Raw genomic sequence first — 22,085 nt, forward strand, 5'->3', positions numbered from 1 at the left:
GCCAGCCTCGTCACACCGCGCCGCGACACAGTGGTGGTCACGTCCTGTTACAACACCTATCAGCCTCGCCAACGCGCCAAAGGCTCGAGATACCGAAGCAACAGCGCTGTTTCACGTGAAACACCCACAGGCGGAAGCTGAAGACCGACCGACCGACGCGGCACCGGGCACCCATAGATCCGTAGCGGTGCGATCCACCACAGCGATATGCAACGACGAGGCCGTCACTGAAACCGGACAGCCTGGCCGGCCCAGCAGCAGAGGCAGGGGCCGACCGCAGCAGGGAGAGAGGCGACGGCAGCAGCGGCGGCAGCAGGGATCGTCGCTCAGCTCGCGCGAACGACCGCGCGCACGACGGTGGACGGTTCATCGACGACGCCTTCGCCGAAGGTCTCCGTCCGCACCGCGGAGAGGCGGAACTTTCGCACCTGCTTCTCGGCGGCGTCGATCTCTGCTGGGGCGCTCTTGCCCTTCAAGAAGATCAGCTCACCGCCGTCACGAACCAGCGGTGCCGTCAGCGGAATGAGGGTGCGCAATGCGCTCACCGCGCGTGCCGTGACGGCGTCGAACACACGGCCGCCCTTCCAGTCCTCGGCGCGCGCACGAACCACTTCCACGTTGTCGAGCTTCAGCTCGGCAACCTGTTCGTTCAGCCAGGAGACACGGCGCTCCATGGGCTCGATGAGAACCCACTCCACATCAGGTCGCGCGATCGCGAGTACAAGCCCCGGCAGGCCGGCACCGGACCCTACGTCTGCCACGCGCCCAGTGAAAAGCGGAGCGATCACGGCGCTGTTCAAGAGGTGCCGGCTCCACAGTCGCGGAAGCTCTAAAGGCCCGATCAAACCGCGTTCTTCACCATGTTCAGCCAACGCCGCGGTGAATCGACGGGCCAGCTCGACACGGTCGCCGAAGACAGTGACGGCCGCTGCCGGCTCGGGCTCCAGCATCCCCTCGTCCACCACGTCGGCTCCGCTCACGCGCGGCGGATCACGGTGTGTCGGTCTGCGCCTTCGCCGTAGGACTCCGAGACGAGACCGCGCTCCGCCACGATGTCGTGCACGAGCTTGCGCTCGTAACTCGACATCGACGGCAGCGACGCCTGCGATGCACCGTCATCCAACCGCGCCACGGCGCGATCGACGAGACGGGCGAGCTCGTGCTGTCGAGCGTCGCGCGAACCTGCGATATCGAGGATCAGGCGCGAGAAACGACCCGTCTGGTTCTGCACGGCGAGGCGAGTGAGTTCCTGTACCGCCTGGACGGTATCAGGGTCGCCGAGGATGCGCAGCGAGGAGGCATCCTCCGCCTCGACGGAGACATACGCGCGCCCGTTCCGGACGTCAAGGGCGAGATCACCATCGAGGTCGGCGATATCCAGCAGCCCCTCGATGAAGTCGGCGGCGATGTCGCCTTCCTGCTCGAGCTGCTCGACAGTGGCCTCGTGACCGCTCGGGGTCTGGGTCGTGGACATGCGTGTTCCTCCGGGGTTCAGGATGAGGATGTCGCGGATCCGCCGGAATTGCCCGGGGCACCCGACGGCTTGTTCTTCTGCGCCTGCTTCTTCGCGCGCTGCTTGCTCACCGGCTGCTGCCGCTTCGGAGCAGCAGCCTTCGCCTTCTCCGCCTCTGCGAGAAGCCGCTCCTGCTCGGCGACATACTTCTCCATCGGAATGATCTTGCCCTTGGCGTCGAGCGCCTTGCCCTTCTTAGCCAGGCGCTCCTCACGCTCCTTGGCTGCCTGCGATCCGGGCGTCGGCATGTTGCGGATGACCATGAACTGCTGCACAGCCGTCCAGATGTTGCTGGTGAACCAGTAGATGACGACACCGAGCGGGAAGAACACGCCCGAGAAGACGAACGCGAACGGCAGGATGTAGACCATCATCCGCTGCATCTTGTACGCCTGGCCCTGGCGGGCCTCGGGCGACAGGTTCTTCGAGACGATCTGCAGCTGCGTGAAGAACTGCGACGCGATCATCAGCACCACCAGCGTCACCATGATGGTGACCGTGATCTGCCACCCCTCGGGCTTGGTCTGGATCGTGCCCTGCAGCGACTCGTGCAGCGATGCGACGCCGAAGAGCTTCGCATTGTAGAACTCCTGCGTCAGCTCGCTCGTCAGCCAGAAGATACCGCCGTGCCCGGCTTCGGCGTTGGTCTTGATCGTCGAGAGCACGCTGTACAGCGAGAAGAACACCGGCATCTGCACCAGGATCGGCAGACAGCCCGACACCGGAGACGTGCCGTTCTTCTTGTACAGCGCCATCGTCTCGCGGCTCATCGCCTCGCGAGAGAGCTGATCGCGCTTGCCCTTGTACTTCTCTTGGATCTTCTTGAGCTCGGGCGCGATCTCCATCATCTTGCGCTGACTCTTGATCTGCTTGACGAACAGCGGAACAAGGGCGGCACGCACGACGACGACCAGACCGATGATCGACAGAACCCAGGTCAGGCCGGATGCCGGGTTCATCCCGAACAGCGTGAAGAACCAGTGGAAGGCGACCAGGATCGCCTCGACCGCCCACTTCAGCGGCCACAGCACGAAGCCGATGGGGTCGAAACCGCCCCCGGAGGCGGCTGTCGGCGACGGCGAGGGGGTGCTCGCGGCGAGAAGCAGAAGATCCTGCACGGATCAGTCCTTTCTGGGGGGCACGACGAATCCGTGCGGAGTCAGCTCGAAGCGGAAGCGCCGACCGGGCGGGACGTCATCGACGCCGCCGGCCGCCCATGGATGGCAGCGCAGAATGCGCCAGAAAGCACGAGCGCCGCCGAGGACCGCGCCGTGCTGCTGGACCGCGCCGACCGCATAGGCCGAGCATGTCGGGTAATACCTGCAGACATCGCCATACGCGTGCGAGATCGTCGCACGATACGTGTGCAGGAAGACGAGGAGGAGGTTTCGGGGGAGAAGCGGCAGAGTTCGCCAGAATCGGATGCCGCGCCAGCGGCCCTGACCGACGTACCCTGCCGGCAGGGTGGCGACGCTCACGCCGCCCTCCGTGCCAGGCACCGGTCGACCTCGGCCTGGAGGGTGCGGAAGTCGGCGCGCGCAGCACTCGGCAGTGCACGGATCACGACGTCTGCACCGTCACGGGTGCGCGGCAGCGCCTGGGCACAGACGGCTTTGAGCCGTCGACGCACGGTGTTGCGCGTGACGGCTGTTCCCACCTGCTTGCTCACGATGAAGCCGAACCGTGCCGCGCGCGCCTCATCGGAGGAGACGACGTACGTGATCGTGTGCCGCCCGGCACACTTCACACCCCGACGGACGACGGCTTTGTACTCCGCGCCGCGGGTCAGCCGATTCGGCCTCGCGAGCACTGGGATCGCGTCAGGCGGAGAGTTCGCTGCGGCCCTTGGCGCGGCGAGCCGAGAGAATGGCGCGGCCGGCGCGGGTGCGCATGCGGGCGCGGAAGCCGTGCTTCTTGGCGCGACGGCGGTTGTTGGGCTGGAAGGTGCGCTTGGTCATGGGTTCACTCCGGGAGGTTCACCGGGTCGCTGGCCCGGGGACGACGATGAGGGACTCACACCGCAGAGGTATAAGTCAACCGATTAAGGCTACGTCGTAGGTGCCGATATCTCAAACCGAGTGACAAGACACGCACATTATCCACAGGGTCGGTGGAAGCGCTGGAAGTGACACGCGCCCGCCATCTACAGTGGAGTTTGCTCTCTTCGCGCGTGCTGACTAGCGTTGCTCGGGCAAGTTATCCACAGGTCACGGCGTCCTCCGCCACCTGTGTCACATCGACAGCCGGGGGGGCCATGGCGCAGCAGGAGATTCCAGACGTACCGGTTTGGCGCACGGTCGTCCACCTCCTCGAGGCCGATGACCGCGTCACCCCGCAGATGTGGGGCTTCCTGAATCTGGCCGTCCCGCAGGGCGTGATGGGCGGCATCCTCTACATCGATGTCCCCAACGATCTGACGGCCTCCCAGATCAACAAGCGGATGCGCGCACCGATCATGGAGGCGCTCGAGCACGCCGGCGACGATGTCACGACCTTCCGCGTCGTCGTGAACCCCGATCTCACCGACGCCCAGCTGACCGCGGCGATCCCCGTGCAGACCGCGCCGTCTCCGATGCTCGAAGAGCGCATCGTGCCCGAGCGCAGCGAACCCGTCGCCCCGCCGGCCCGCAGCGACACACGGCTGAACCCCAAGTACACGTTCGACAGCTTCGTGATCGGCCAGTCCAACCGCTTCGCGCATGCCGCGGCCGTCGCTGTCGCCGAAGCGCCGGCGAAGGCCTACAACCCGCTGTTCGTGTACGGCGACTCGGGCCTGGGCAAGACGCACCTTCTGCACGCCATCGGCGACTACGCACAGAGCATGTATGCCGGCATCCGTGTCCGCTACGTCTCCAGCGAAGAGTTCACCAACGACTTCATCAACTCGATCGCCAACAACCGCGGGGCCGCATTCCAGGCGCGGTACCGCGACGTCGACATCCTCCTCATCGACGACATCCAGTTCCTGCAGGGGCGCGCCGAGACCCAAGAGGCCTTCTTCCACACGTTCAACCAGCTGCACGACCACGACAAGCAGGTCGTCATCACCAGCGATGTGCCGCCGAAGCACCTGACCGGCTTCGAGGACCGCATGCGCAGCCGGTTCGAGTGGGGCCTGATCACCGATGTGCAGGCGCCCGACCTGGAGACCCGCATCGCGATCCTTCGTAAGAAGGCGCAGAGCGAGCGCCTGCAGATCCCCGACGAGGTGCTCGAGTACATCGCCACGGTGGTCTCGTCGAACATCCGCGAACTCGAGGGCGCGCTCATCCGCGTCTCGGCCTTCGCGAGCCTGAACCGGTCGACGCTCGACATGTCGCTCGCTCAGACCGTGCTCCGCGACATCGTCGACCAGGACGACGCCAACATCATCTCGCCGACGGACATCATCACGGCGACCGCGTCGTACTTCAAGCTCTCGGTGGACGACCTGTACGGGTCGAGCCGATCGCAGCAGGTCGCGCAGGCCCGCCAGATCGCCATGTACCTGTGCCGCGAGCGCACCAGCCTCTCACTCCCGAAGATCGGTCAGCTGTTCGGCGGCCGCGATCACACGACCGTCATGTACGCGTACAAGAAGATCAGCGATCTCATGAAGGAGCGTCGCTCGATCTTCAACCACGTCACCGACATCACCGCGCAGCTGGGACGAAACGCCCGCTGACCTCCCCTCTTGACGAAGGGCTGCGCCCGCGCCAGGATTGCGCTTCTGCACATGTGGATAACTTGTGGAGAATACGGCCGCGAATGTCATTCTCTGTGAGTCATGGGCCGCTTCCTGTGGAGAACGCCGTGACGACGGCATCCCCGCTCCGTCCGCATGAACACGCGTTTCCGCAGCCGTTCCACAACTCACACGCGTGTAGTTCCCTTGTGATTCCACGGATCCACCGAGTTATCCACAGTCTCCACAGGTGTTAACACCATGACGAAGAGTTAACTCAGAAATAGCCGCTCCATCACCATTGCGGAAAAGCCGGCGGCCGAGCCGGAAGTGCACGCAGTCCTCTCGACGAACGGGTCGTGGGCATTAGCATGGGTGAACCCAACAAAAGGTCGAGGGAGCGCAAGTGAAGTTCCACGTAGGTCGCGATGTCTTCAGCGAGGCCGTGTCATTCGTCGTGAAGCTGCTCCCGCAGCGCAACCCCCAGCCGATTCTGGCCGGCGTGCTCATCGAGGCCGGTGACGACGGACTGTCGCTCTCGGCATTCGACTACGAGGCGTCCGCACGCACGACGATCGAGGCGAGCGTCGACGAGCCGGGCACGATCCTCGTGCACGGTCGACTGCTCTCCGACATCGCCAGTCGCCTGCCCAACGCGCCGATCCAGGTGGAGGTCGAAGACGACGGCATCGCGCTCACGTGCGGTTCGGCGCGCTTCATGCTCGCCTCGATGCCCGTGCAGGAATACCCCGCGATCCCCGAGGTCAGCGGAGAGTCGGGCCTCGTCCCCGCCGAAGACTTCGCGACCGCGATCTCGCAGGTCGCGTTCGCTGCGTCGCGCGACGACGTCACCCCGGTCCTCACCGGCGTGCAGCTCGAGGTGAGCGGCACGCAGCTCAGCCTCGTCGCGACCGACCGCTACCGCGTCGCGCTCCGCGACATCCCGTGGGACAGCGGCAGCGCCGCATCCGAAGAGAGCACGTCGGCACTCGTGCCGGCGCGCACGCTCACGGAGGTCGGCAAGACGTTCTCGCACGGCGGCGAGATCTCCATCTCGTTCTCGGGATCGGGCGACCGCGAGATCATCGCGTTCACCTCCGGCGACAAGACCGTGACATCCCTCCTGATCAAGGGCAATTTCCCGCCGGTGCGGCGCCTGTTCCCCGAGCAGACCGAGCACCATGCTGTCGTGAACACCGCCGATCTGGCCGAAGCCGTGCGGCGCGTGTCGCTCGTGCTCGACCGGTCCGCGCCGCTGCGGTTCACGTTCACCGCCGACACGGTGTCGATGGATGCCTCGGGCACAGAGCAGGCGCGGGCGAACGAGTCGGTCGAGTCGACCCTCGTGGGCGAGGACGTCACACTCGGCCTCAACCCCCAGTACCTGCTCGAGGCTCTCAGCGCGGTGCGCAGCGAGTTCACGCGCATCACCTTCACGTCGGCCGAGAACCAGAACAAGCTGAGCCCGGTGCTGATCACCCCGCAGACCTCGGTCGAGAAGGGCGGAGAGGACACCTTCCGCTACCTGCTGCAGCCGAACCTGTTGCTGCGCTGACTACAGCGTGTTGCTGCGCTGACTACAGCGTGTTGCTGCGCTGACTACAGCGTGTTGCTGCGCTGACCCGCCGCCCAGATCGGCCGCCGACCCGGCGGACTCACATGAATCCGTCCCGTGCACGTCACACTGCCGGGCGGTTCGATGTGCGCTCGACAGACTCATGTGAATTTGGCGCAGGAGGAGGCCTGGGAAGAGGGGGCAGCGGAAGCGGAGGGCGCCGCGCGTAGGCGGTGGGGGATGCCGTCGGTAGGGTTGATCCGGTGATCGTCGAGCAGTTGAGCCTGGTGGATTTCCGCAATTACGCGGCCGCCGACGTGTCGCTGCAGGCGGGCCCGAACGTCTTCGTCGGCCGCAACGGACAGGGCAAGACGAACCTCGCCGAGGCCATCGCCTATTTCGCCACGCTGGGTTCGCACCGCGTCTCGACCGATGCGCCGATGGTGCGCCGCGGGGCCGACGCCGCGATCGTCCGCGCGCGGCTCGCGCACGGAACCCGGCGCATCGTGCTCGAGGTGCAGGTCAACAAGCAGGGGTCGAACAAGGCGCGCGTGAACGGGTCCACGATCCGTCCCGCCGAACTGCCGCGCTATGCGCAGGTCGTGCTCTTCGCGCCCGAAGACCTGCAGATCGTGCGGGGCGACCCGTCCGCGCGGCGGCGGTTCATGGATCAGCTGCTCATCCAGCGCGCGCCGCGCATGGCGGGTGTCCTCGGTGACTACGACCGGGTCGTACGGCAGCGAAACGCCCTGCTGAAGTCCGCAAAGGCGCGCGGCATCCGCGGTGACCAGCTGTCGACGCTCGAGGTGTGGGACGACAAACTCGTCACGCTCGGGGCACAGGTCATCGACGCGCGCGCCAGGCTGGCCGACGAGCTCGCGGCGCCGCTTGCCGGGGCGTACACCGCCATCGCAGGAGCGGACCACCACTCAGGGCTCGACTGGGCGCTCTCGGTCGACGGCGCCGATCCCGACGAGGACGACACAGAGGTGGATGCCGCGGCCGCCGGCACCACGGTCGACAGGTTCCGCGCGGCCCTTGCCGCGAAGCGCGCGACAGAGCTCGAGCGCGGCATCACGCTGGTCGGCCCGCATCGCGACGACCTCATCCTGCGCTTGCGCGGCCTGCCGGTGAAGGGCTACGCGTCGCACGGCGAGTCGTGGTCGGTCGCGCTCGGCCTGCGGCTGGCCTCGGCTGAGCTGCTGCGCGCCGAATCGCAACTGGGCGACCCGATCGTGATCCTCGACGACGTGTTCGCCGAGCTCGACGCCGACCGCCGCGTGCGCTTGGCCTCGCTCGTGGCTGATTATGAGCAGGTGATCGTGACGGCCGCGGTCGAGCCCGACATCCCCGATGCGCTGCGTGCACATGTCGTGCGTGTCGAAGCCGGCACGATCATCGACCCGGAGCATCCCGCCGACAAGGACGACGCGGGTGACACGGCGATGCCGGATGAAGCCACCGGCCCGCGGCATCCCGCCCCCGAAGGGGCAGACGATGAGCGCTGAGGACGACGACGTTCCGGAGACGCTCGCGACGTATCTGAGGCTGCGGGGTCTCGAGCCCTCGCCGCGCGCGAAGCGCCGTCGGCGCAGGCGCGGCAACGACGACGACGAGAACCAGCCGTTCGCGCCCGGCCGTGACCCGAAGGGCGTCGGCGACGTGCTCGACAAGCTCACGCACGATTCCGGCTGGGACGAGCCGATGGCCCGTGCAGACCTCGTGCGCCGGTGGGCCGAGGTGGCCGGCGCCGACACTGCACAGCACACACGACCGGTCGCTCTTGCGGACGGGATGCTGACGATCCAGTGCGACTCGACGGCCTGGGCCAAGCAGCTGCAGCTCATGCGCGCGCACATCCTCACGCAGATCCTCCAGCGCTTTCCGGATGCGGGCGTCTCGAGTCTGCGGTTCATCGGGCCGGATGTCCCTTCCTGGAAATGGGGTCCGAGAGCCGTTCCAGGGCGTGGTCCGCGCGATACCTACGGTTAGGTCGGGTCCCGGATCGGGCCGCATCGTTTTCTCGCGTCACAGGGCCGTTCATGCCGCGTTCCCAGGGGTCTCTTGATAGACTGAAGGCAACTTCTTCACATGATTCGGAACGCGGGATCCCTATGACGTCAGATACACCGGAGAACGAGTCCGCGCAGGCAGGCGACCAGCAAGGCGACGCAGAGCAGCAGCCGAGGGTCACCACCCCGAAACCCGCGAAGACCGACTACGGCGCTGACGCGATCCAGGTGCTCGAAGGGCTCGAGGCCGTGCGCAAGCGGCCCGGCATGTACATCGGGTCGACCGGTGAGCGCGGCCTGCACCACCTCGTGCAGGAGATCGTCGACAACTCGGTCGACGAGGCCCTCGCCGGGTACTGCGACACCATCAACGTCACGATCCTCGCCGACGGCGGCATCCGCTGTGTCGACAACGGTCGCGGCATCCCGGTCGCCCCGCACGCGTCCGACCCCAGCAAGTCCACCGTCGAGGTCGTGCTGACGGTGCTGCACGCCGGCGGCAAGTTCGGCGGCGGCGGGTACGCGGTCTCCGGTGGTCTGCACGGCGTCGGCTCGTCGGTGGTCAACGCCCTGTCGACCCGCTTCGAGGTCGAGGTCAAGCGCGAGGGCTACGCCTGGCGGCAGGTCTTCGCGGCCGGCGGCTTCCCCCAGGGGCCGCTCGAGCAGGGCGAAGAGACCGACGAGACCGGCACGATCATCACGTTCTGGCCCGACGCGTCGATCTTCGACACCGTCGAATTCGATTACGACACCCTGCGCGTGCGCTTCCAGCAGATGGCGTTCCTGAACAAGGGCCTGACCATCACGCTCGAGGACGAGCGCGAGAAGGCCATCGAGATCGAAGACATCGAGGGCGAAGAGGTCATCACCCAGCGCCACGACACCTTCCTCTACGAGCGCGGCCTCGTCGACTACGTCGAGTACCTCAACAAGGTGCGCAAGACCGAGCAGGTGCACGACGAGATCATCGACTTCGAGTCGGAAGACACCGTGCGCAAGATCTCGCTCGAGGTCGCGATGCAGTGGACGACGAGCTACACCGAGAATGTCTTCACCTACGCGAACACGATCAACACCCACGAGGGCGGCACGCACGAAGAGGGCTTCCGCTCGGCGCTGACGAGCCTGGTGAACAAGTATGCGCGGGCGAACAATCTCCTGAAGGAGAAGGATGACAACCTCTCCGGCGAGGACGTGCGCGAGGGCCTGACCGCGGTGATCTCGGTCAAGCTCTCCGAGCCACAGTTCGAGGGGCAGACCAAGACGAAGCTCGGCAACACCGAGGCGAAGGCGTTCGTGCAGAAGGTCGTCGGCGACCAGCTCGGCGACTGGTTCGACCGCAACCCCACCTCGGCGAAGAACATCGTGCGCAAGGCGATCGACGCGTCGACCGCACGCATGGCGGCGCGCAAGGCGCGCGAGACCGCCCGCCGCAAGAGCGTCTTCGAGTCGGCATCCATGCCCGACAAACTCAAGGACTGCACGAGCAAAGATCCCTCGATCAGTGAGATCTTCCTCGTGGAGGGCGACTCGGCTGGCGGCTCGGCCGTGCAGGGCCGTGACCCGCACACGCAGGCGATCCTGTCGCTGCGCGGCAAGATCCTGAACGTCGAGCGCGCACGCCTCGACCGGGCGCTGTCGAACAACGAGATCCAGGCGATGATCCAGGCGTTCGGCACGGGCATCGGCGAAGACTTCGACCTCGACAAGGCCCGCTACCACAAGATCGTTCTGATGGCCGATGCGGACGTCGACGGCCAGCACATCACGACGCTGCTGCTGACGCTGCTGTTCCGCTACATGCGCGGGCTCATCGAGGCCGGCTTCGTCTACCTCGCCATGCCGCCGCTGTACCGGCTGAAGTGGACCAACTCTCCGCATGAGTACGTGTACTCCGATGCCGAGCGCGACGGTCTGCTGGCCAACGGGCTCGCCGGTGGCAAGCGCATCCCCAAGGACAACGGCATCCAGCGCTACAAGGGTCTCGGCGAGATGAACCCGAAGGAGCTGTGGGAGACCACCATGGACCCGACGACGCGCACGCTGCGCCAGGTCACGATCGATGACGCCGCCTCGGCTGACGAGATCTTCTCGGTGCTGATGGGTGAAGACGTCGAATCGCGGCGCACCTTCATCCAGCGCAACGCGAAAGACGTGCGCTTCCTCGACATCTAGGCATCACCTGTGCGTTTCGACTCGTCGCTTCACTCCCCGCTCACCGAGCGGCCGTTGAGCGGGCGGGGCGAGATGGAACGACAGCAACGGAGAACGAAGACTAATGGCTGACGACGAACGCCCCAACGAAGCCCCCGAGCACAACCACGGCAAGATCGACCAGGTCGATCTGCAGGTGGAGATGCAGCGCAGCTACCTCGACTACGCGATGAGCGTGATCGTCGGGCGCGCGCTGCCCGACGTGCGCGACGGACTCAAGCCCGTGCACCGCCGCGTGATCTACGCGATGTACGACGGCGGCTACCGCCCCGACAAGTCGTTCTCGAAGTGCGCGCGCGTCGTCGGCGAGGTGATGGGTCAGTACCACCCGCACGGTGACTCGGCGATCTACGACACCCTGGTGCGCCTGGTGCAGCCGTGGTCGCTGCGCTACCCGCTCGCCCTCGGCCAGGGCAACTTCGGCTCGCCCGGCAACATGGGGGCCGCCGCCCCCCGGTACACCGAGACCAAGATGGCTCCCCTCGCGCTCGAGATGGTGCGCGACATCGAGGAAGACACCGTCGACTTCGAGGACAACTACGACGGCCAGACGCAGGAGCCCAAGGTGCTCCCGGCGCGCTTCCCGAACCTGCTGGTGAACGGCTCGGTGGGCATCGCGGTCGGCATGGCCACCAACATCCCGCCGCACAACCTGCGCGAGGTCGCCGACGGGGCTTTGTGGGCCCTCGACCACCCCGATGCGGCCCGCGACGAGCTGCTCGAAGCGCTCATGCAGCGCATCCCCGGCCCCGACTTCCCCACCGCCGCGCAGATCCTCGGGACCCGCGGCATCCACGATGCCTATCGCACCGGCCGCGGATCGATCACGATGCGCGCGGTCGTCAACGTGGAGGAGATCCAGGGGCGCACCTGCCTGGTGGTCACCGAGCTCCCGTACCAGGTCAACCCCGACAACCTCGCCGTCAAGATCCGCGATCTCACCCGTGACGGGCGCATCGCCGGCATCGCCGACATCCGCGACGAGTCGTCGGATCGCACCGGCCAGCGGCTGGTCATCGTGCTGCGACGGGATGCCGTTGCCAAGGTCGTGCTCAACAACCTGTACAAGCACACCCAGCTGCAGGAGAACTTCGGCGCCAACATGCTGGCGATCGTCGACGGCGTGCCGCGCACGCTGCCGCTGGACGGCTTCATCATCCACTGGGTGAACCACCAGATCGACGTCATCGTGCGGCGCACCCGCTACCGGCTGCGCAAGGCCGAGGAGCGCATGCACATCCTGCGCGGCTACCTCAAGGCGCTCGACGCGCTCGACGAGGTCATCGCGCTCATCCGCCGGTCGCCCACGGTCGATGACGCACGGCAGGGCCTGAAGCAGCTGCTCGAGATCGACGACGACCAGGCCGACGCGATCCTGGCGATGCAGCTGCGGCGCCTCGCCGCCCTCGAGCGTCAGAAGATCATCGACGAGGCCGCCGAGCTCGAACTGCAGATCGCCGACTTCAACGACATTCTCGCCAAGCCCGAGCGGCAGCGCACGATCGTGCGTGAAGAGCTCACCGAGATCGTGGCCAAGTTCGGCGACGAGCGGCGCACGCAGATCATCCCCGGCTACGACGGCGACATGTCGATGGAAGACCTCATCCCCGAAGAGGAGATGGTGGTCACCGTCACCCGCGACGGCTACATCAAGCGCACGCGCAGCGACAACTACCGCTCGCAGCACCGTGGCGGCAAGGGTGTGAAGGGCGCGCAGCTGCGCGCCGACGATGTGGTCGAGCACTTCTTCGTGACGACCACGCACCACTGGCTGCTGTTCTTCACGACCAAGGGCCGTGTGTACCGGGCCAAGGCGTACGAGGTGCCGGAGGCCGGGCGCGACGCCAAGGGACAGCACGTAGCGAACCTGCTCGCGCTGCAGCCCGAGGAGGAGATCGCCCAGATCCTCGATCTGCACAGCTATGAAGACGCCCAGTATCTGGTGCTCGCGACCCGGGGCGGCCTCGTCAAGAAGACGCGTCTGAGCGAGTACGACACGAACCGCCAGGGCGGCATCATCGCCATCCGCCTGCGCGAGGGCGACGAGCTCGTCAGCGCCATGACCGTTGACGAGGGCGACGACATCCTTCTCATCAGTCGGCGCGGCATGTCACTGCGCTTCTCGGCGACCGACGACGCGTTGCGCCCCATGGGCCGCTCCACGGAGGGCGTGAAGGGCATGTCGTTCCGCGGGGACGACAGCCTGTTGTCGGCATCGGTCGTGTCCGATGACGGCTACGTCTTCGTGGTGACCGACGGCGGCTACGCGAAGCGCACGGTGGTGGGCGAATACCGGGTGCAGGGGCGTGGTGGTCTCGGCATCAAGGTGGCCAAACTCAACGACGATCGCGGCGAGCTCGCGGGCGGTCTGATCGCCTCTGCGGACGACGAGATCCTTGTGGTTCTTGCCAGTGGCAAGGTGGTACGCTCTGCCGTGGCCGAGGTGCCCGCCAAGGGTCGAGACACTATGGGTGTCGTGTTCGCCCGTCCGGGCGACGATGACAAGATCATCGCGATCGCGCGGAACTCCGAACGCGGATTGGGTGACGACGACGAGGTGGAAGCCACGGCCGACACCGACGATGCCGGTGCGAACGACGCATCCCCCGAGACCACCGAAGAGAGTACTGACGCATGAGCACAGTGGCCGACAAGCTGGCGAAGAAGTCCACCCACAAGACCAGCGCCAAGCAGGTGCGCCTGCGCCTCGTGTACGTCGACTTCTGGTCCGCGGTGAAGCTGTCGTTCCTGGCGGCGGTGGTGATGGCGGTCGTGACGATCGTCACGTTCTTCCTCATCTACATGGTGGTCTCGGCGACGGGCCTCGTCGGCAAGGCCGATGAGCTGTTCAAGAGCATCTCCGACGGGGGCATCGCGCTGTCGTCGATCATCGGCCTGCCGCAGGTGATGGCCATGGCCGCGATCATCGCGATCCTCAATCTCGTGGTGGTGACGGTGCTCGGCGCGGTGGTCGCCGGCATCTACAACCTCGCCGTGAAGATCACCGGCGGGCTGCTGATCGGGTTCACCTCGAACTGAATCGGACTGATTCGGAAAATCCCGCGGTTTCGGGTAATCTCTTTGAGGTTGACGTGCGTTGACGCACGGGGGTATAGCTCAGGCGGTTAGAGCGCTTCACTGATAATGAAGAGGTCCCAGGTTCAAGTCCTGGTACCCCCACACTGCAAGATTTTCGGGGCCTTAGCTCAGTTGGTAGAGCACCTGCTTTGCAAGCAGGGGGTCACCGGTTCGAACCCGGTAGGCTCCACCCTTCGTCAGAACCCCGGACTCATGCGCGTCGCGCAGGACTCCGGGGTTTCTCCATCTTGGTGCGCGCGTGCGCAGGCACCCGTGGTCGACAATCCACGCATTGGCCTCGATTTTCATCACTAGAGATGTATCGTTAGTGATGAAAAGGAGGGGTGGATGCCGTGGACCTCACCGAATGGATCATCTCGGTCGCACTGATCGCCGTCGTGGTGTGGCAGATCCGCGGGCGAAAGCTCACCGTGATCGGGTTGCTGTGGCCGTTGCCGCTCGTCGCCTGGGGTGCGATCGAATACCTCGGCAGCGTGCCGGCTGACCTGTCGGACTGGGCCTTCGTGGCCGTCTGCGTGGGAGCGGGACTGGCGCTGGGTGCCGGCTGCGCCCTGCTGACCGAGGTCTATCGCGAGCAGGGTGTGGTGAAAGCGCGTGCGGGGTGGATCGCCGCCGCGCTCTGGATCGTCGGCATGGCAGCCCGCCTCGCCTTCGGGCTGTTCGCCGCGCACGGCGGTGGGCAGGTCGTCGCCACCTGGAGCACCGACCTGCACTTGCACGCTGCAGCGACGTGGGCATCGGCGCTCATCGCGATGGCGCTCATAGAGGTCGTCACGCGCAGCGGCGTGCTGTTCGTCCGCGCGCGCCGGGTGCCGACCGCGCCTGTGCCGGTGGTGGAATAGACGCATGCGCGCCGCCGACCTCCACCGCCTGGCGCGCACGCTGCGCGAGATAGCGCTGAACGCCACCGAGAACACCGGCGACGACCGGGTGAACGCCGGCGAGCTCGCCGTGATGGAAGACGTGGCCAAGCATCCCGGCGCGACGATCGGCGAGATCACGCACCGCACGGGCCTTGCGCAGAGCCTGGTCTCGCGCATCACTCGCGCGGTGGCCGATGCCGGCGCGCTGGTGCTCACGACCGACCCGACGGATCGCCGCAAGGTGCGGGTGGAGTTGGATGCCGCGGTCCGACGCGCGATTCTCGAACGGGCAGACAACCCCGCCACCTCCGCGATCGAGGCGGCAACGCCGGGGCTGAGCAGCGCCGAGCGAAACGAGCTTGAGCTGCATCTCTCCCGCGCGGCCGAGCTGCTGCGCCGGGCCGACGCGGGCTGATCGGATATTCCCGGCTCGCGTGGCCCGACGACCCGTCGCGCCGTGTCAGGCTGGAGCCGTCACGACCGAGAGGAGACATCCGTGTCCGTCGTCAAGATCAATGCGCTCTCCGTGCCCGAGGGCGCCGGACCCGAACTCGAGAGCCGCTTCGCCGCACGCAAGCACTCGGTGGACTCGGCACCCGGATTCGAAGGCTTCCAGCTGCTGCGTCCGACCGGCGGTGAGACCCGGTACTTCGTCATCACGACCTGGGCGAGTGAAGAGGACTTCCAGGCGTGGCGCAACCAGCGCACCCCGCACGCTCCGGCCGGCCCCGGCAGCCCGACCCTGTCGACGCAGTCCGCCCTGCTCGAGTTCGAGGTGGTCGAGCTCGCCGACTGACCGGCGTCACCCCGCGGCGGTGAGCCCGTGCGGCGTGGTGTTGAGGCGCTCGGCGCCGTCGGCGGTGACCACCACGATGTCTTCGATGCGCGCGCCCCATTCGCCAGGGAAGTAGATGCCGGGCTCGATGCTGAACGCCATGCCTTCTCGCAGCTCGATCGCGTTGCCCGGAGCGATGTAGGGCTCCTCGTGCACCGACAGCCCGATGCCGTGCCCGGTGCGGTGTAGGAACGCGTCAGCCAGTCCCGCCTGCGCGAGCACGCCGCGGGCCGCGGCATCCACCTCTTCCGCCCTCGCACCCGGGTGCACGGCATCCACCGCCGCCTGCTGGGCACGCACGAGCACCTCGATCCTCTCCGCCGCTGAGGGATCGGGCGCGCCCACCACGTACGTGCGCGTGCTGTCGGAGTTGTACCCGGACGGCACCGCACCGCCGATGTCGACCACGACGATCTCGCCGTCGCCGATCATGCGGTCCGACACCTCGTGGTGCGGGTCGGCACCGTTCGGCCCCGAGCCGACGATCACGAACTCGACCTTCCGGTGCCCTGATGCGAGGATGGCCGCGGCGATGTCGTCGGCGACCTCGCGTTCGGTGCGCCCTGCACGCAGCAGAGCGGGCACCTGCCGGTGCACGTCGTCGATGGCGTCGCCGGCGCGGCGCAGCTCGGCGACCTCCGCGGCATCCTTGATCATCCGTCCCTCGCGCAGCACCGGCGTGGCAAGCTCCAGACGCACGTCGAGACGCTCGCCGATCGGCACCGTGTGCAGGGCGGGCAGCGCGTCCGACACGGCGACCCGACGCGCATCGGCGGGCATCGCGGCGGCGACCAGCGCGTAGGGGTCGTCGCCGTCGACCCAGTCGGCCTGCCGCACGTCCAGCGACGCGATCGCGGTGTCGCGCACCTTCGCGAGCTCCATGCGCGGCACGACGATGGTCGCGGGCCCGGTGGCGGGCACGACCAGCGCGGTGAGGCGCTCGATCGTGTCGCCCTCGACGCCGACGAGGTAGTCGAGGTCGGGGCCGGCACCGACCACGACCGCGTCGAGCCCGGCCTCGGCGGCGAGGCGACGAGCGCGCTCGAGGCGCGCGGCATGCACATCAGCAGAGAAGACCATGCCCACACGCTACGACCGGTCTCGGACGCGCGCCAGAGCCGTCGGAGCGTCCGCCCGGCGACGAAGTGCCCTCCCCGCGGCCACCGGATGACGACGACGGCGGAGACCCCTTCCGTGAGAACTCGAGCGATGCGCTGCGACCCCAGGTCGGAGGGTGGATCTATCGTTGTGAGCATGGATCTGAGGGTCGCCGCGTACGCCGTGATCGTCGACGACGGCGACCACGTGCTCCTGTCGCACTGGACACAGGGGCGGCGCCCTGCGTGGACGATGCCCGGCGGCGGACTCGAAGACGGCGAAGACCCCGTCGACGCGGTGCGGCGGGAGATCCGCGAGGAGACGGGATACCGGGCGCGCATCGGCGAGCTGCTCGGCATCCACTCCCGGGTGATCCCCGCCGGTCGGCGCGTGACGCGCGAGTCGGGCCAGCCGCTGCACACCCTGCGCATCCTCTACCGTGCCGAGATCACCGGCGGCAAGCTGCGCAACGAGGTGGGCGGATCGACCGACCGGGCCGGATGGTTCCCGCTCAGCGAGGTGCGCAACCTCCAGCGCGTGCGACTCGTCGACATCGCGCTGAAGATGGCGAGCGTCGCCTACTGAGCGAGGCCGCGGCGTCTCGACTCGCGCCTTCGCCCCGCGATCATCGACCGGGCTCGGGCAGGGGTTGCGAGATGTCGGCGACGGTCGCGTCGTACGCGGCGATGAGGGCGTCGGCGTCGACGAACACGCTGTAGCCCCGTGCGCCGGCACCCATCGCGATGCGCCGCCCGACGATGTCGGCGTCGGCGTAGACCGGCCAGTCACGGTCGCTGCCGATCGGCGTGATCGTGCCGCGCGCGTAGCCGGTGGCCTCGAGGGCGCGCTCGGGCTCGGGCATGCGCAGCCTGTTCACCCCGACCACCGCCCGCAGCTTGGGCCACGAGATCGCACGGTCACCCGGGATCAGCGCGAACAGGTAGTCGCCGTCGTGCCGCTTCACCACGAGTGTCTTCACGATGTCGGCGGGACGCACGCCGATGACCTGCGCCGCCTCGACGAGACTGTGCGCGTCGGGGCGCTCCCGCACCTCGATGTCGAGATGACGAATGGATGCCGCGGCCCGCACGCGTGCGGTGGGGTCGTCAGGGTGCGGGTGTGGTCGTTTCGACTCGGCGCCGTGCGCCTCGCTCAACGACCGCGACCGATCACGCGTCGGGGGTGCGCAGCGGGTCGTCCGCCACCCACAGCTCGTCGTCGGCGCGCAACGTCTGCCACGCGGCGTAGACGACGCCGACCGCCGCGGCGATGCCCAGCAGCAGCGCGATGACGCCGCCCGCGCTCATGCCGCTCTTCTTCTGGACGGGCTGCGAAGCAGCCGCGAGCTGCGCCTGCAGCTTCTTGGTCGCCTTCTTGCTGTTCTTCTGCGCGGCCTTGCTGAGCGCATCGAGATCGACGGACACGCCGCGGCCGGCCGCGAGCTTCGAACGCGTGTCGTTCGCGGCATCCCACACCGACATCGCCGAGCCGACCACGGCACCGGCCGCGGGCACGAGCTTGTCGTTGAACACCTGCTGGGCCGTCTTCACGCTCTTGTCGACGTACGGTGCGGCGTACTTCTCGTAGTTGGCCTGCACCGTCGGCGTGATGTGCTCACGGTTGTAGTTGCCCAGCTGCCGACCGGCTTCACGGGCGACGGTGGCCGCCTCGCCGACGAGCACCTGCTGCGATTCCCAGAGCTTGTTCGCCTGGTCCTGCAGTCGGCGGAGTTCCTTCTTGCGCTTTCGGCTGAGGCTCACGGGGGTGCCCTCCCAATCGATCGGGGTGTGTGCATCTTCATCTTGCCAGACGTGGCCGCCGGCGGAAGGGGATGTACAGAACTTGGAAAGGTATCTCTGAGAGAATGGCCCCATGGCTATCCCTACCGCTGTCGCCACGCTGCACACCAACCACGGCGACATCGTCGTCAACCTCTTCGGCGACCACGCCCCTCGTACCGTCAAGAACTTCATCGGGCTCGCCGACGGCACCGGTGAGTGGACCGACCCCCGCACCGGCCAGGCCGGCGAAGGCCCCCTCTACAAGGACGTCATCTTCCACCGCATCATCCCCGGCTTCATGATCCAGGGCGGTGACCCGCTCGGGCAGGGCATCGGCGGCCCCGGCTACAACTTCGACGACGAGATCCACCCCGAGCTCTCCTTCGGTTCGCCGTACCTGCTCGCCATGGCGAACGCCGGCCTGCGCCGCAACGCGATCACGGGCAAGGCCGAGGGCACCAACGGCTCGCAGTTCTTCATCACGACCGACCCGACGCCGTGGCTCACCGGCAAGCACACGATCTTCGGCGAGGTCGCCGATGACGCCTCGCGCGCCGTCGTCGACGAGATCAGCGCGGTCGCCACCGGTGCGCAGGACCGACCGGTCGCCGACGTCGTGATCTCGTCGATCGACATCGCGCAGGCGTGAGCCGCGGCCGCGCCTGACGCATGACGTCCGCCGACTTCTCCCGCAACAGCGAGAACTTCTGCTACCGGCATCCTGATCGTCAGAGCTTCGTGCTCTGTCAGCGCTGTCTGCGCACGATCTGTCCCGAGTGCCAGATCCAGGCGCCCGTGGGCGTGATCTGCCCCGAGTGCCTGCGCGACCAGCAGAAGTCGGCGACACCCGCTCAACGCCGCGCCGAACGGCGGTGGGGTTCGCGCCCCACCGCCGTCGCGGCGCCGACGATGCACAAGCCGCTGGCCACGTACTGGCTCATCGGCATCACCGTGGTCGCGTACCTCACGCAGCTGATACCGACCTCGCCGGCGCAGCAGCTGTTCGCCCTGAACAGCGTCTACCTCGTGCCGGCGTTCGGTCACTTCGAGCCGTGGCGACTGCTGACGGTGCTGTTCGTGCACTCCGGCTTCCTGCACATCGCGCTGAACATGCTGGCGCTGTGGATGATCGGGCGCATTCTCGAGCCGCTCGTGGGCCATACCCGGTTCGTGGTGATGTACCTGATCTCGGGCATCGGCGGGTCGGTGGCCGTCGCGCTTCTGGCGCCCGCCACCTGGGTTGTCGGGGCGTCCGGTGCGATCTTCGGTCTGTTCGGCGCCCTGCTGATCATCGGCCGGCACATCGGGGCGAACGTCACGAGCATCGCCGTGATCATCGGGATCAACTTCGCGTTCCCGTTCGTCGCCGGCCTTCTGGCGGGCGGCTCGGTGAACATCTCGTGGCAGGCGCATCTGGGCGGCCTCATCGCCGGCTGCGCCGTGGGTTTCATCTACGCCCGCACGCGAGCGGTGCGTCAGCGCCGCCTGCAGATCGGTCTGCTGGTGGGACTGACGGTGGTGCTGCTCGCGTTGCTGATCATTCCTGCGGCCCTCTACTTCTGAGAGTTATCCACAGGTTCATCCCCAACTGGGGATGAATTACACCGGTGTGATTCAGCGCCACCGGGTCGTCATGAGGAACCCGACGAACGCGATGCCGAAGCCGATGACGAGGTTCCACGCCTCGATGCCGGGAATCGGGAACTGCATGCCGCTGAGGTAGAACACCAGCACCCAGAGCAGGCCGATGATCATCAGACCGATCATGATCGGCTTGAACCACACCGGGTTGGGGGCGGCGTCGCCCTCGCTGCGCTCGACGTCGGGTTCGCCAGCCTTGCCTGATCGTGCCATACCCGCCATTCTACGGGGCGAGGGCCCGGTCAGAGAACTGTCACAGCCAGCGGTGGGAGTGCGCTGGTTAGACTCACTGTGTGACCGAATCGGCCGACGCTGGGGCATCGCGGCGGGGTCTCCGCCGAACGTCGCGCCCTCGGGGCGGCGCGACCTTCATCGGCGTGCTCGGCGAGCTGCTCATCAGCGTGGGCGTCGTCGCCCTGCTGTTCGTGGCCTGGCAGCTGTGGATCGGTGACTGGATCGGCGCGGCGCAGAAGAACGCCGAGGGCAGCAGCATCAGCCGGCAGTGGGCCGCCGAATTCACGGCATCCCCCACCCCCAGCGCTGACCCGACGGCGTCCGCGGCGCCGAGTCCGACGAAGACCGCGAAGCCGGTCGTCCTGCCCGAGGCCAAGGACGGCAAGGTGTTCGGGGTGATGTACATCCCGCGTTTCGGCAAGGACTACCAGGTGCCGATGGCCGGGGGCGTGAGCCGGCCGGTCACTCTCGACCCGATCGGCATCGGGCATTACCCGGGCACGCCGATGCCCGGTGCGAAGGGCAATGTCTCGCTGGCCGCGCATCGCACGACCTACGGCAAGCCGTTCAACAAGATCGCGAAGCTGCGCCTGAACGACCCGATCATCATCGAGACCAAGGCCGGCTGGTACGTCTATCGGTTCCGCAACCTCGAGTACGTCAAGCCCGGCGCGGTCGACGTGCTGCTGCCGGTGCCGCAGGAGAAGGACGTCGAGGCCGACGGCCGGTACCTCACGATGACCAGCTGCAGCCCGATGTACTGGAAGACCGAGCGGATCGTCGCCTACAGCGTGTTCGAGTCGTTCACGCCGCGCGCGGACGGCCCGCCCGACGTGCTCAAGGGGGTGAAGTGATGTACGCGGCCCTCTGGCGCGTCCTTCCCGGCCCGTGGTGGGTGCGGGTGCTGATCCTGCTCGTCGTGGTGGCGGCTGTGCTGTACGGTCTGTTCTTCTACGTGTTCCCGTGGTTCAGCGCGATCATCGATCCCGACAGCGGCACGGTGCAGTGACCCGCCTGCTGGTGGTCGACAACCACGACAGCTTCGTGCACATCCTGATCGATCGTCTGCTCGTGCGGGGGGCGGTCGTCGACATCGTCGAGGCGGACGCCCTCGATCCCGCGACCGTTCTGGACGGCTTCGACGCCGCGCTCATCTCACCGGGACCGGGCACGCCCGCCGACGCGGGGGCGTCGATCCCCCTCGTGCACGAGGCATTCCGGCGCGGAATGCCGCTGCTCGGCGTCTGTCTCGGACACCAGGCCATCGCCGAGGCGTTCGGCGGCGTCGTGGGCACGGCGCCCGAGCTCATGCACGGCATGGTGTCACAGGTCGCGCACGACGGCACGGGAGTGTTCGAGGGGATGCCGCAGCCCTTCGCCGCGGGGCGGTACCACTCGCTGGCGGTCACTCGGGTTCCCGCCGATCTGCAGGTCACGGCATGGACGCCGGAGGGTACGACCATGGGTCTGCGCCATCGCAGCGCCCCCATCGAAGGGGTGCAGTTCCACCCCGAGAGCGTGCTGACCGAGCACGGAGACACGCTGCTGGGCACCTGGCTCGCGCGGGTGGGCTGAG

At 67.2% G+C, this 22,085-nt stretch carries 26 protein-coding genes and 2 tRNA genes; 18 read left to right on the forward strand and 10 right to left on the reverse strand.

What is annotated here, in order from left to right; genetic code table 11:
* Nucleotides 1-326: 326 nt before the first annotated feature.
* The 6 genes from rsmG to rpmH form a co-directional block, all read right to left on the reverse strand.
* The gene (gene rsmG / locus ABMQ42_RS01345; protein WP_349721500.1) at nucleotides 327-950 is read right to left on the reverse strand and encodes a 16S rRNA (guanine(527)-N(7))-methyltransferase RsmG; all 624 of its coding nucleotides are present in this window, start codon (nucleotides 948-950) and stop codon (nucleotides 327-329) included.
* A gap of 26 nt (nucleotides 951-976) precedes the next feature.
* Nucleotides 977-1,474, reverse strand: a complete 498-nt coding sequence (locus ABMQ42_RS01350) for a Jag family protein (RefSeq protein ID WP_349720842.1) — start codon at nucleotides 1,472-1,474, stop codon at nucleotides 977-979.
* Between the two features lie 17 nt (nucleotides 1,475-1,491).
* Complete coding sequence (gene yidC / locus ABMQ42_RS01355) at nucleotides 1,492-2,631, reverse strand: membrane protein insertase YidC (RefSeq protein ID WP_349720844.1); 1,140 nt, start codon at nucleotides 2,629-2,631, stop codon at nucleotides 1,492-1,494.
* 3 nt (nucleotides 2,632-2,634) lie between these two features.
* The gene (yidD, locus tag ABMQ42_RS01360) at nucleotides 2,635-2,991 is read right to left on the reverse strand and encodes a membrane protein insertion efficiency factor YidD (protein ID WP_502884575.1); all 357 of its coding nucleotides are present in this window, start codon (nucleotides 2,989-2,991) and stop codon (nucleotides 2,635-2,637) included.
* Nucleotides 2,988-3,260, reverse strand: coding sequence for a ribonuclease P protein component (gene rnpA / locus ABMQ42_RS01365; protein WP_349720845.1), 273 nt, complete (start codon nucleotides 3,258-3,260; stop codon nucleotides 2,988-2,990). The genes yidD and rnpA overlap by 4 nt, the downstream gene beginning before the upstream one ends.
* 73 nt (nucleotides 3,261-3,333) lie before the next feature.
* Nucleotides 3,334-3,471, reverse strand: a complete 138-nt coding sequence (gene rpmH / locus ABMQ42_RS01370; RefSeq protein WP_349720846.1) for a 50S ribosomal protein L34 — start codon at nucleotides 3,469-3,471, stop codon at nucleotides 3,334-3,336.
* A 296-nt stretch (nucleotides 3,472-3,767) separates the two neighbouring features.
* Between rpmH and dnaA the strand changes: the two genes are divergently transcribed.
* The 12 genes from dnaA (at nucleotide 3,768) to ABMQ42_RS01430 (ending at nucleotide 15,716) form a co-directional block, all read left to right on the forward strand.
* Entirely contained in the window at nucleotides 3,768-5,177 is a 1,410-nt protein-coding gene (gene dnaA / locus ABMQ42_RS01375) for a chromosomal replication initiator protein DnaA (RefSeq protein WP_349720848.1), read from the forward strand.
* Between the two features lie 406 nt (nucleotides 5,178-5,583).
* On the forward strand, nucleotides 5,584-6,732 hold the full coding sequence (dnaN, locus tag ABMQ42_RS01380; protein WP_349720849.1) for a DNA polymerase III subunit beta: 1,149 nt from the start codon (nucleotides 5,584-5,586) through the stop codon (nucleotides 6,730-6,732).
* 263 nt (nucleotides 6,733-6,995) lie between these two features.
* Nucleotides 6,996-8,240, forward strand: a complete 1,245-nt coding sequence (recF, locus tag ABMQ42_RS01385; protein WP_349720851.1) for a DNA replication/repair protein RecF — start codon at nucleotides 6,996-6,998, stop codon at nucleotides 8,238-8,240.
* Nucleotides 8,230-8,724 carry a DciA family protein gene (locus tag ABMQ42_RS01390; protein ID WP_349720853.1) on the forward strand — a complete coding sequence of 165 codons (495 nt, stop codon included), beginning with the start codon at nucleotides 8,230-8,232 and terminating at the stop codon, nucleotides 8,722-8,724. The genes recF and ABMQ42_RS01390 overlap by 11 nt, the downstream gene beginning before the upstream one ends.
* A gap of 122 nt (nucleotides 8,725-8,846) precedes the next feature.
* Nucleotides 8,847-10,919 (forward strand): DNA topoisomerase (ATP-hydrolyzing) subunit B, encoded by a 2,073-nt coding sequence (gyrB, locus tag ABMQ42_RS01395; protein ID WP_349720855.1) that lies wholly within the window; start codon nucleotides 8,847-8,849, stop codon nucleotides 10,917-10,919.
* A 103-nt stretch (nucleotides 10,920-11,022) separates the two neighbouring features.
* Entirely contained in the window at nucleotides 11,023-13,596 is a 2,574-nt protein-coding gene (gyrA, locus tag ABMQ42_RS01400) for a DNA gyrase subunit A (protein ID WP_349720857.1), read from the forward strand.
* Entirely contained in the window at nucleotides 13,593-13,997 is a 405-nt protein-coding gene (locus tag ABMQ42_RS01405; RefSeq protein ID WP_349720858.1) for a DUF3566 domain-containing protein, read from the forward strand. Before gyrA ends, ABMQ42_RS01405 begins: the two co-directional genes overlap by 4 nt.
* Before the next feature lie 67 nt (nucleotides 13,998-14,064).
* Nucleotides 14,065-14,138, forward strand: a tRNA-Ile gene (locus ABMQ42_RS01410).
* A gap of 15 nt (nucleotides 14,139-14,153) precedes the next feature.
* A tRNA-Ala gene (locus ABMQ42_RS01415) sits at nucleotides 14,154-14,226 on the forward strand.
* Nucleotides 14,227-14,380: 154 nt separating this feature from the next.
* Nucleotides 14,381-14,899: a DUF1453 domain-containing protein gene (locus ABMQ42_RS01420; protein ID WP_349720860.1), complete on the forward strand. Its 519-nt coding sequence runs from the start codon at nucleotides 14,381-14,383 to the stop codon at nucleotides 14,897-14,899.
* 4 nt (nucleotides 14,900-14,903) lie between these two features.
* Nucleotides 14,904-15,335, forward strand: coding sequence for a MarR family winged helix-turn-helix transcriptional regulator (locus ABMQ42_RS01425; RefSeq protein WP_349720861.1), 432 nt, complete (start codon nucleotides 14,904-14,906; stop codon nucleotides 15,333-15,335).
* A gap of 81 nt (nucleotides 15,336-15,416) precedes the next feature.
* Nucleotides 15,417-15,716: an antibiotic biosynthesis monooxygenase family protein gene (locus ABMQ42_RS01430; RefSeq protein ID WP_349720863.1), complete on the forward strand. Its 300-nt coding sequence runs from the start codon at nucleotides 15,417-15,419 to the stop codon at nucleotides 15,714-15,716.
* A 6-nt stretch (nucleotides 15,717-15,722) separates the two neighbouring features.
* On the opposite strand, the gene ABMQ42_RS01435 is transcribed toward ABMQ42_RS01430, so the two are convergent.
* Complete coding sequence (locus ABMQ42_RS01435) at nucleotides 15,723-16,835, reverse strand: M24 family metallopeptidase (protein ID WP_349720865.1); 1,113 nt, start codon at nucleotides 16,833-16,835, stop codon at nucleotides 15,723-15,725.
* A 174-nt stretch (nucleotides 16,836-17,009) separates the two neighbouring features.
* Here ABMQ42_RS01435 and ABMQ42_RS01440 point away from each other — a divergent pair, with 174 nt between their 5' ends.
* Entirely contained in the window at nucleotides 17,010-17,438 is a 429-nt protein-coding gene (locus tag ABMQ42_RS01440; RefSeq protein WP_349720867.1) for an NUDIX hydrolase, read from the forward strand.
* Nucleotides 17,439-17,478: 40 nt separating this feature from the next.
* Here ABMQ42_RS01440 and ABMQ42_RS01445 read toward each other — a convergent pair whose 3' ends face one another.
* Entirely contained in the window at nucleotides 17,479-17,943 is a 465-nt protein-coding gene (locus tag ABMQ42_RS01445) for an aminoacyl-tRNA deacylase (protein ID WP_349721503.1), read from the reverse strand.
* 79 nt (nucleotides 17,944-18,022) lie between these two features.
* Nucleotides 18,023-18,613 carry a DNA helicase gene (locus ABMQ42_RS01450; protein WP_349720869.1) on the reverse strand — a complete coding sequence of 197 codons (591 nt, stop codon included), beginning with the start codon at nucleotides 18,611-18,613 and terminating at the stop codon, nucleotides 18,023-18,025.
* Between the two features lie 112 nt (nucleotides 18,614-18,725).
* On the opposite strand from ABMQ42_RS01450, the gene ABMQ42_RS01455 reads away from it, so the two are divergent.
* The gene (locus tag ABMQ42_RS01455; protein ID WP_349720871.1) at nucleotides 18,726-19,283 is read left to right on the forward strand and encodes a peptidylprolyl isomerase; all 558 of its coding nucleotides are present in this window, start codon (nucleotides 18,726-18,728) and stop codon (nucleotides 19,281-19,283) included.
* A gap of 20 nt (nucleotides 19,284-19,303) precedes the next feature.
* Nucleotides 19,304-20,197, forward strand: coding sequence for a rhomboid family intramembrane serine protease (locus ABMQ42_RS01460; RefSeq protein WP_349720872.1), 894 nt, complete (start codon nucleotides 19,304-19,306; stop codon nucleotides 20,195-20,197).
* Nucleotides 20,198-20,248: 51 nt separating this feature from the next.
* On the opposite strand, the gene ABMQ42_RS01465 is transcribed toward ABMQ42_RS01460, so the two are convergent.
* Entirely contained in the window at nucleotides 20,249-20,488 is a 240-nt protein-coding gene (locus ABMQ42_RS01465) for a cell division protein CrgA (RefSeq protein WP_349720874.1), read from the reverse strand.
* Nucleotides 20,489-20,568: 80 nt separating this feature from the next.
* Between ABMQ42_RS01465 and ABMQ42_RS01470 the strand changes: the two genes are divergently transcribed.
* From ABMQ42_RS01470 to ABMQ42_RS01480, 3 genes are read left to right on the forward strand one after another with little or no spacing between them, the layout of a single operon-like run.
* Nucleotides 20,569-21,363, forward strand: coding sequence for a class E sortase (locus ABMQ42_RS01470; protein ID WP_349720876.1), 795 nt, complete (start codon nucleotides 20,569-20,571; stop codon nucleotides 21,361-21,363).
* A complete protein-coding gene (locus ABMQ42_RS01475; protein ID WP_349720878.1) occupies nucleotides 21,363-21,518 on the forward strand; it encodes a hypothetical protein in 156 nt (51 codons plus the stop codon). The genes ABMQ42_RS01470 and ABMQ42_RS01475 overlap by 1 nt, the downstream gene beginning before the upstream one ends.
* A complete protein-coding gene (locus ABMQ42_RS01480; RefSeq protein WP_349720879.1) occupies nucleotides 21,515-22,084 on the forward strand; it encodes an anthranilate synthase component II in 570 nt (189 codons plus the stop codon). Before ABMQ42_RS01475 ends, ABMQ42_RS01480 begins: the two co-directional genes overlap by 4 nt.
* Nucleotide 22,085 lies beyond the last annotated feature (1 nt).

Origin of the sequence: Microbacterium sp. KR10-403 (assembly GCF_040196215.1) — a bacterium.
GTDB lineage: Bacteria > Actinomycetota > Actinomycetes > Actinomycetales > Microbacteriaceae > Microbacterium.

Excerpts from the sequence above, each read along its gene's own strand:
- ABMQ42_RS01475 (WP_349720878.1), top strand. The coding sequence starts at position 21,363 with ATGTACGCGGCCCTCTGGCGCGTCCTTCCCGGCCCGTGGTGGGTGCGG.
- ABMQ42_RS01455 (WP_349720871.1), top strand. The coding sequence starts at position 18,726 with ATGGCTATCCCTACCGCTGTCGCCACGCTGCACACCAACCACGGCGAC.
- ABMQ42_RS01405 (WP_349720858.1), top strand. The coding sequence starts at position 13,593 with ATGAGCACAGTGGCCGACAAGCTGGCGAAGAAGTCCACCCACAAGACC.
- ABMQ42_RS01465 (WP_349720874.1), bottom strand. The coding sequence starts at position 20,488 with ATGGCACGATCAGGCAAGGCTGGCGAACCCGACGTCGAGCGCAGCGAG.
- rpmH (WP_349720846.1), bottom strand. The coding sequence starts at position 3,471 with ATGACCAAGCGCACCTTCCAGCCCAACAACCGCCGTCGCGCCAAGAAG.
- ABMQ42_RS01350 (WP_349720842.1), bottom strand. The coding sequence starts at position 1,474 with ATGTCCACGACCCAGACCCCGAGCGGTCACGAGGCCACTGTCGAGCAG.
- rsmG (WP_349721500.1), bottom strand. The coding sequence starts at position 950 with ATGCTGGAGCCCGAGCCGGCAGCGGCCGTCACTGTCTTCGGCGACCGT.
- gyrB (WP_349720855.1), top strand. The coding sequence starts at position 8,847 with ATGACGTCAGATACACCGGAGAACGAGTCCGCGCAGGCAGGCGACCAG.
- ABMQ42_RS01425 (WP_349720861.1), top strand. The coding sequence starts at position 14,904 with ATGCGCGCCGCCGACCTCCACCGCCTGGCGCGCACGCTGCGCGAGATA.
- ABMQ42_RS01440 (WP_349720867.1), top strand. The coding sequence starts at position 17,010 with ATGGATCTGAGGGTCGCCGCGTACGCCGTGATCGTCGACGACGGCGAC.
- gyrA (WP_349720857.1), top strand. The coding sequence starts at position 11,023 with ATGGCTGACGACGAACGCCCCAACGAAGCCCCCGAGCACAACCACGGC.
- ABMQ42_RS01390 (WP_349720853.1), top strand. The coding sequence starts at position 8,230 with ATGAGCGCTGAGGACGACGACGTTCCGGAGACGCTCGCGACGTATCTG.
- ABMQ42_RS01435 (WP_349720865.1), bottom strand. The coding sequence starts at position 16,835 with ATGGTCTTCTCTGCTGATGTGCATGCCGCGCGCCTCGAGCGCGCTCGT.
- ABMQ42_RS01460 (WP_349720872.1), top strand. The coding sequence starts at position 19,304 with ATGACGTCCGCCGACTTCTCCCGCAACAGCGAGAACTTCTGCTACCGG.
- dnaA (WP_349720848.1), top strand. The coding sequence starts at position 3,768 with ATGGCGCAGCAGGAGATTCCAGACGTACCGGTTTGGCGCACGGTCGTC.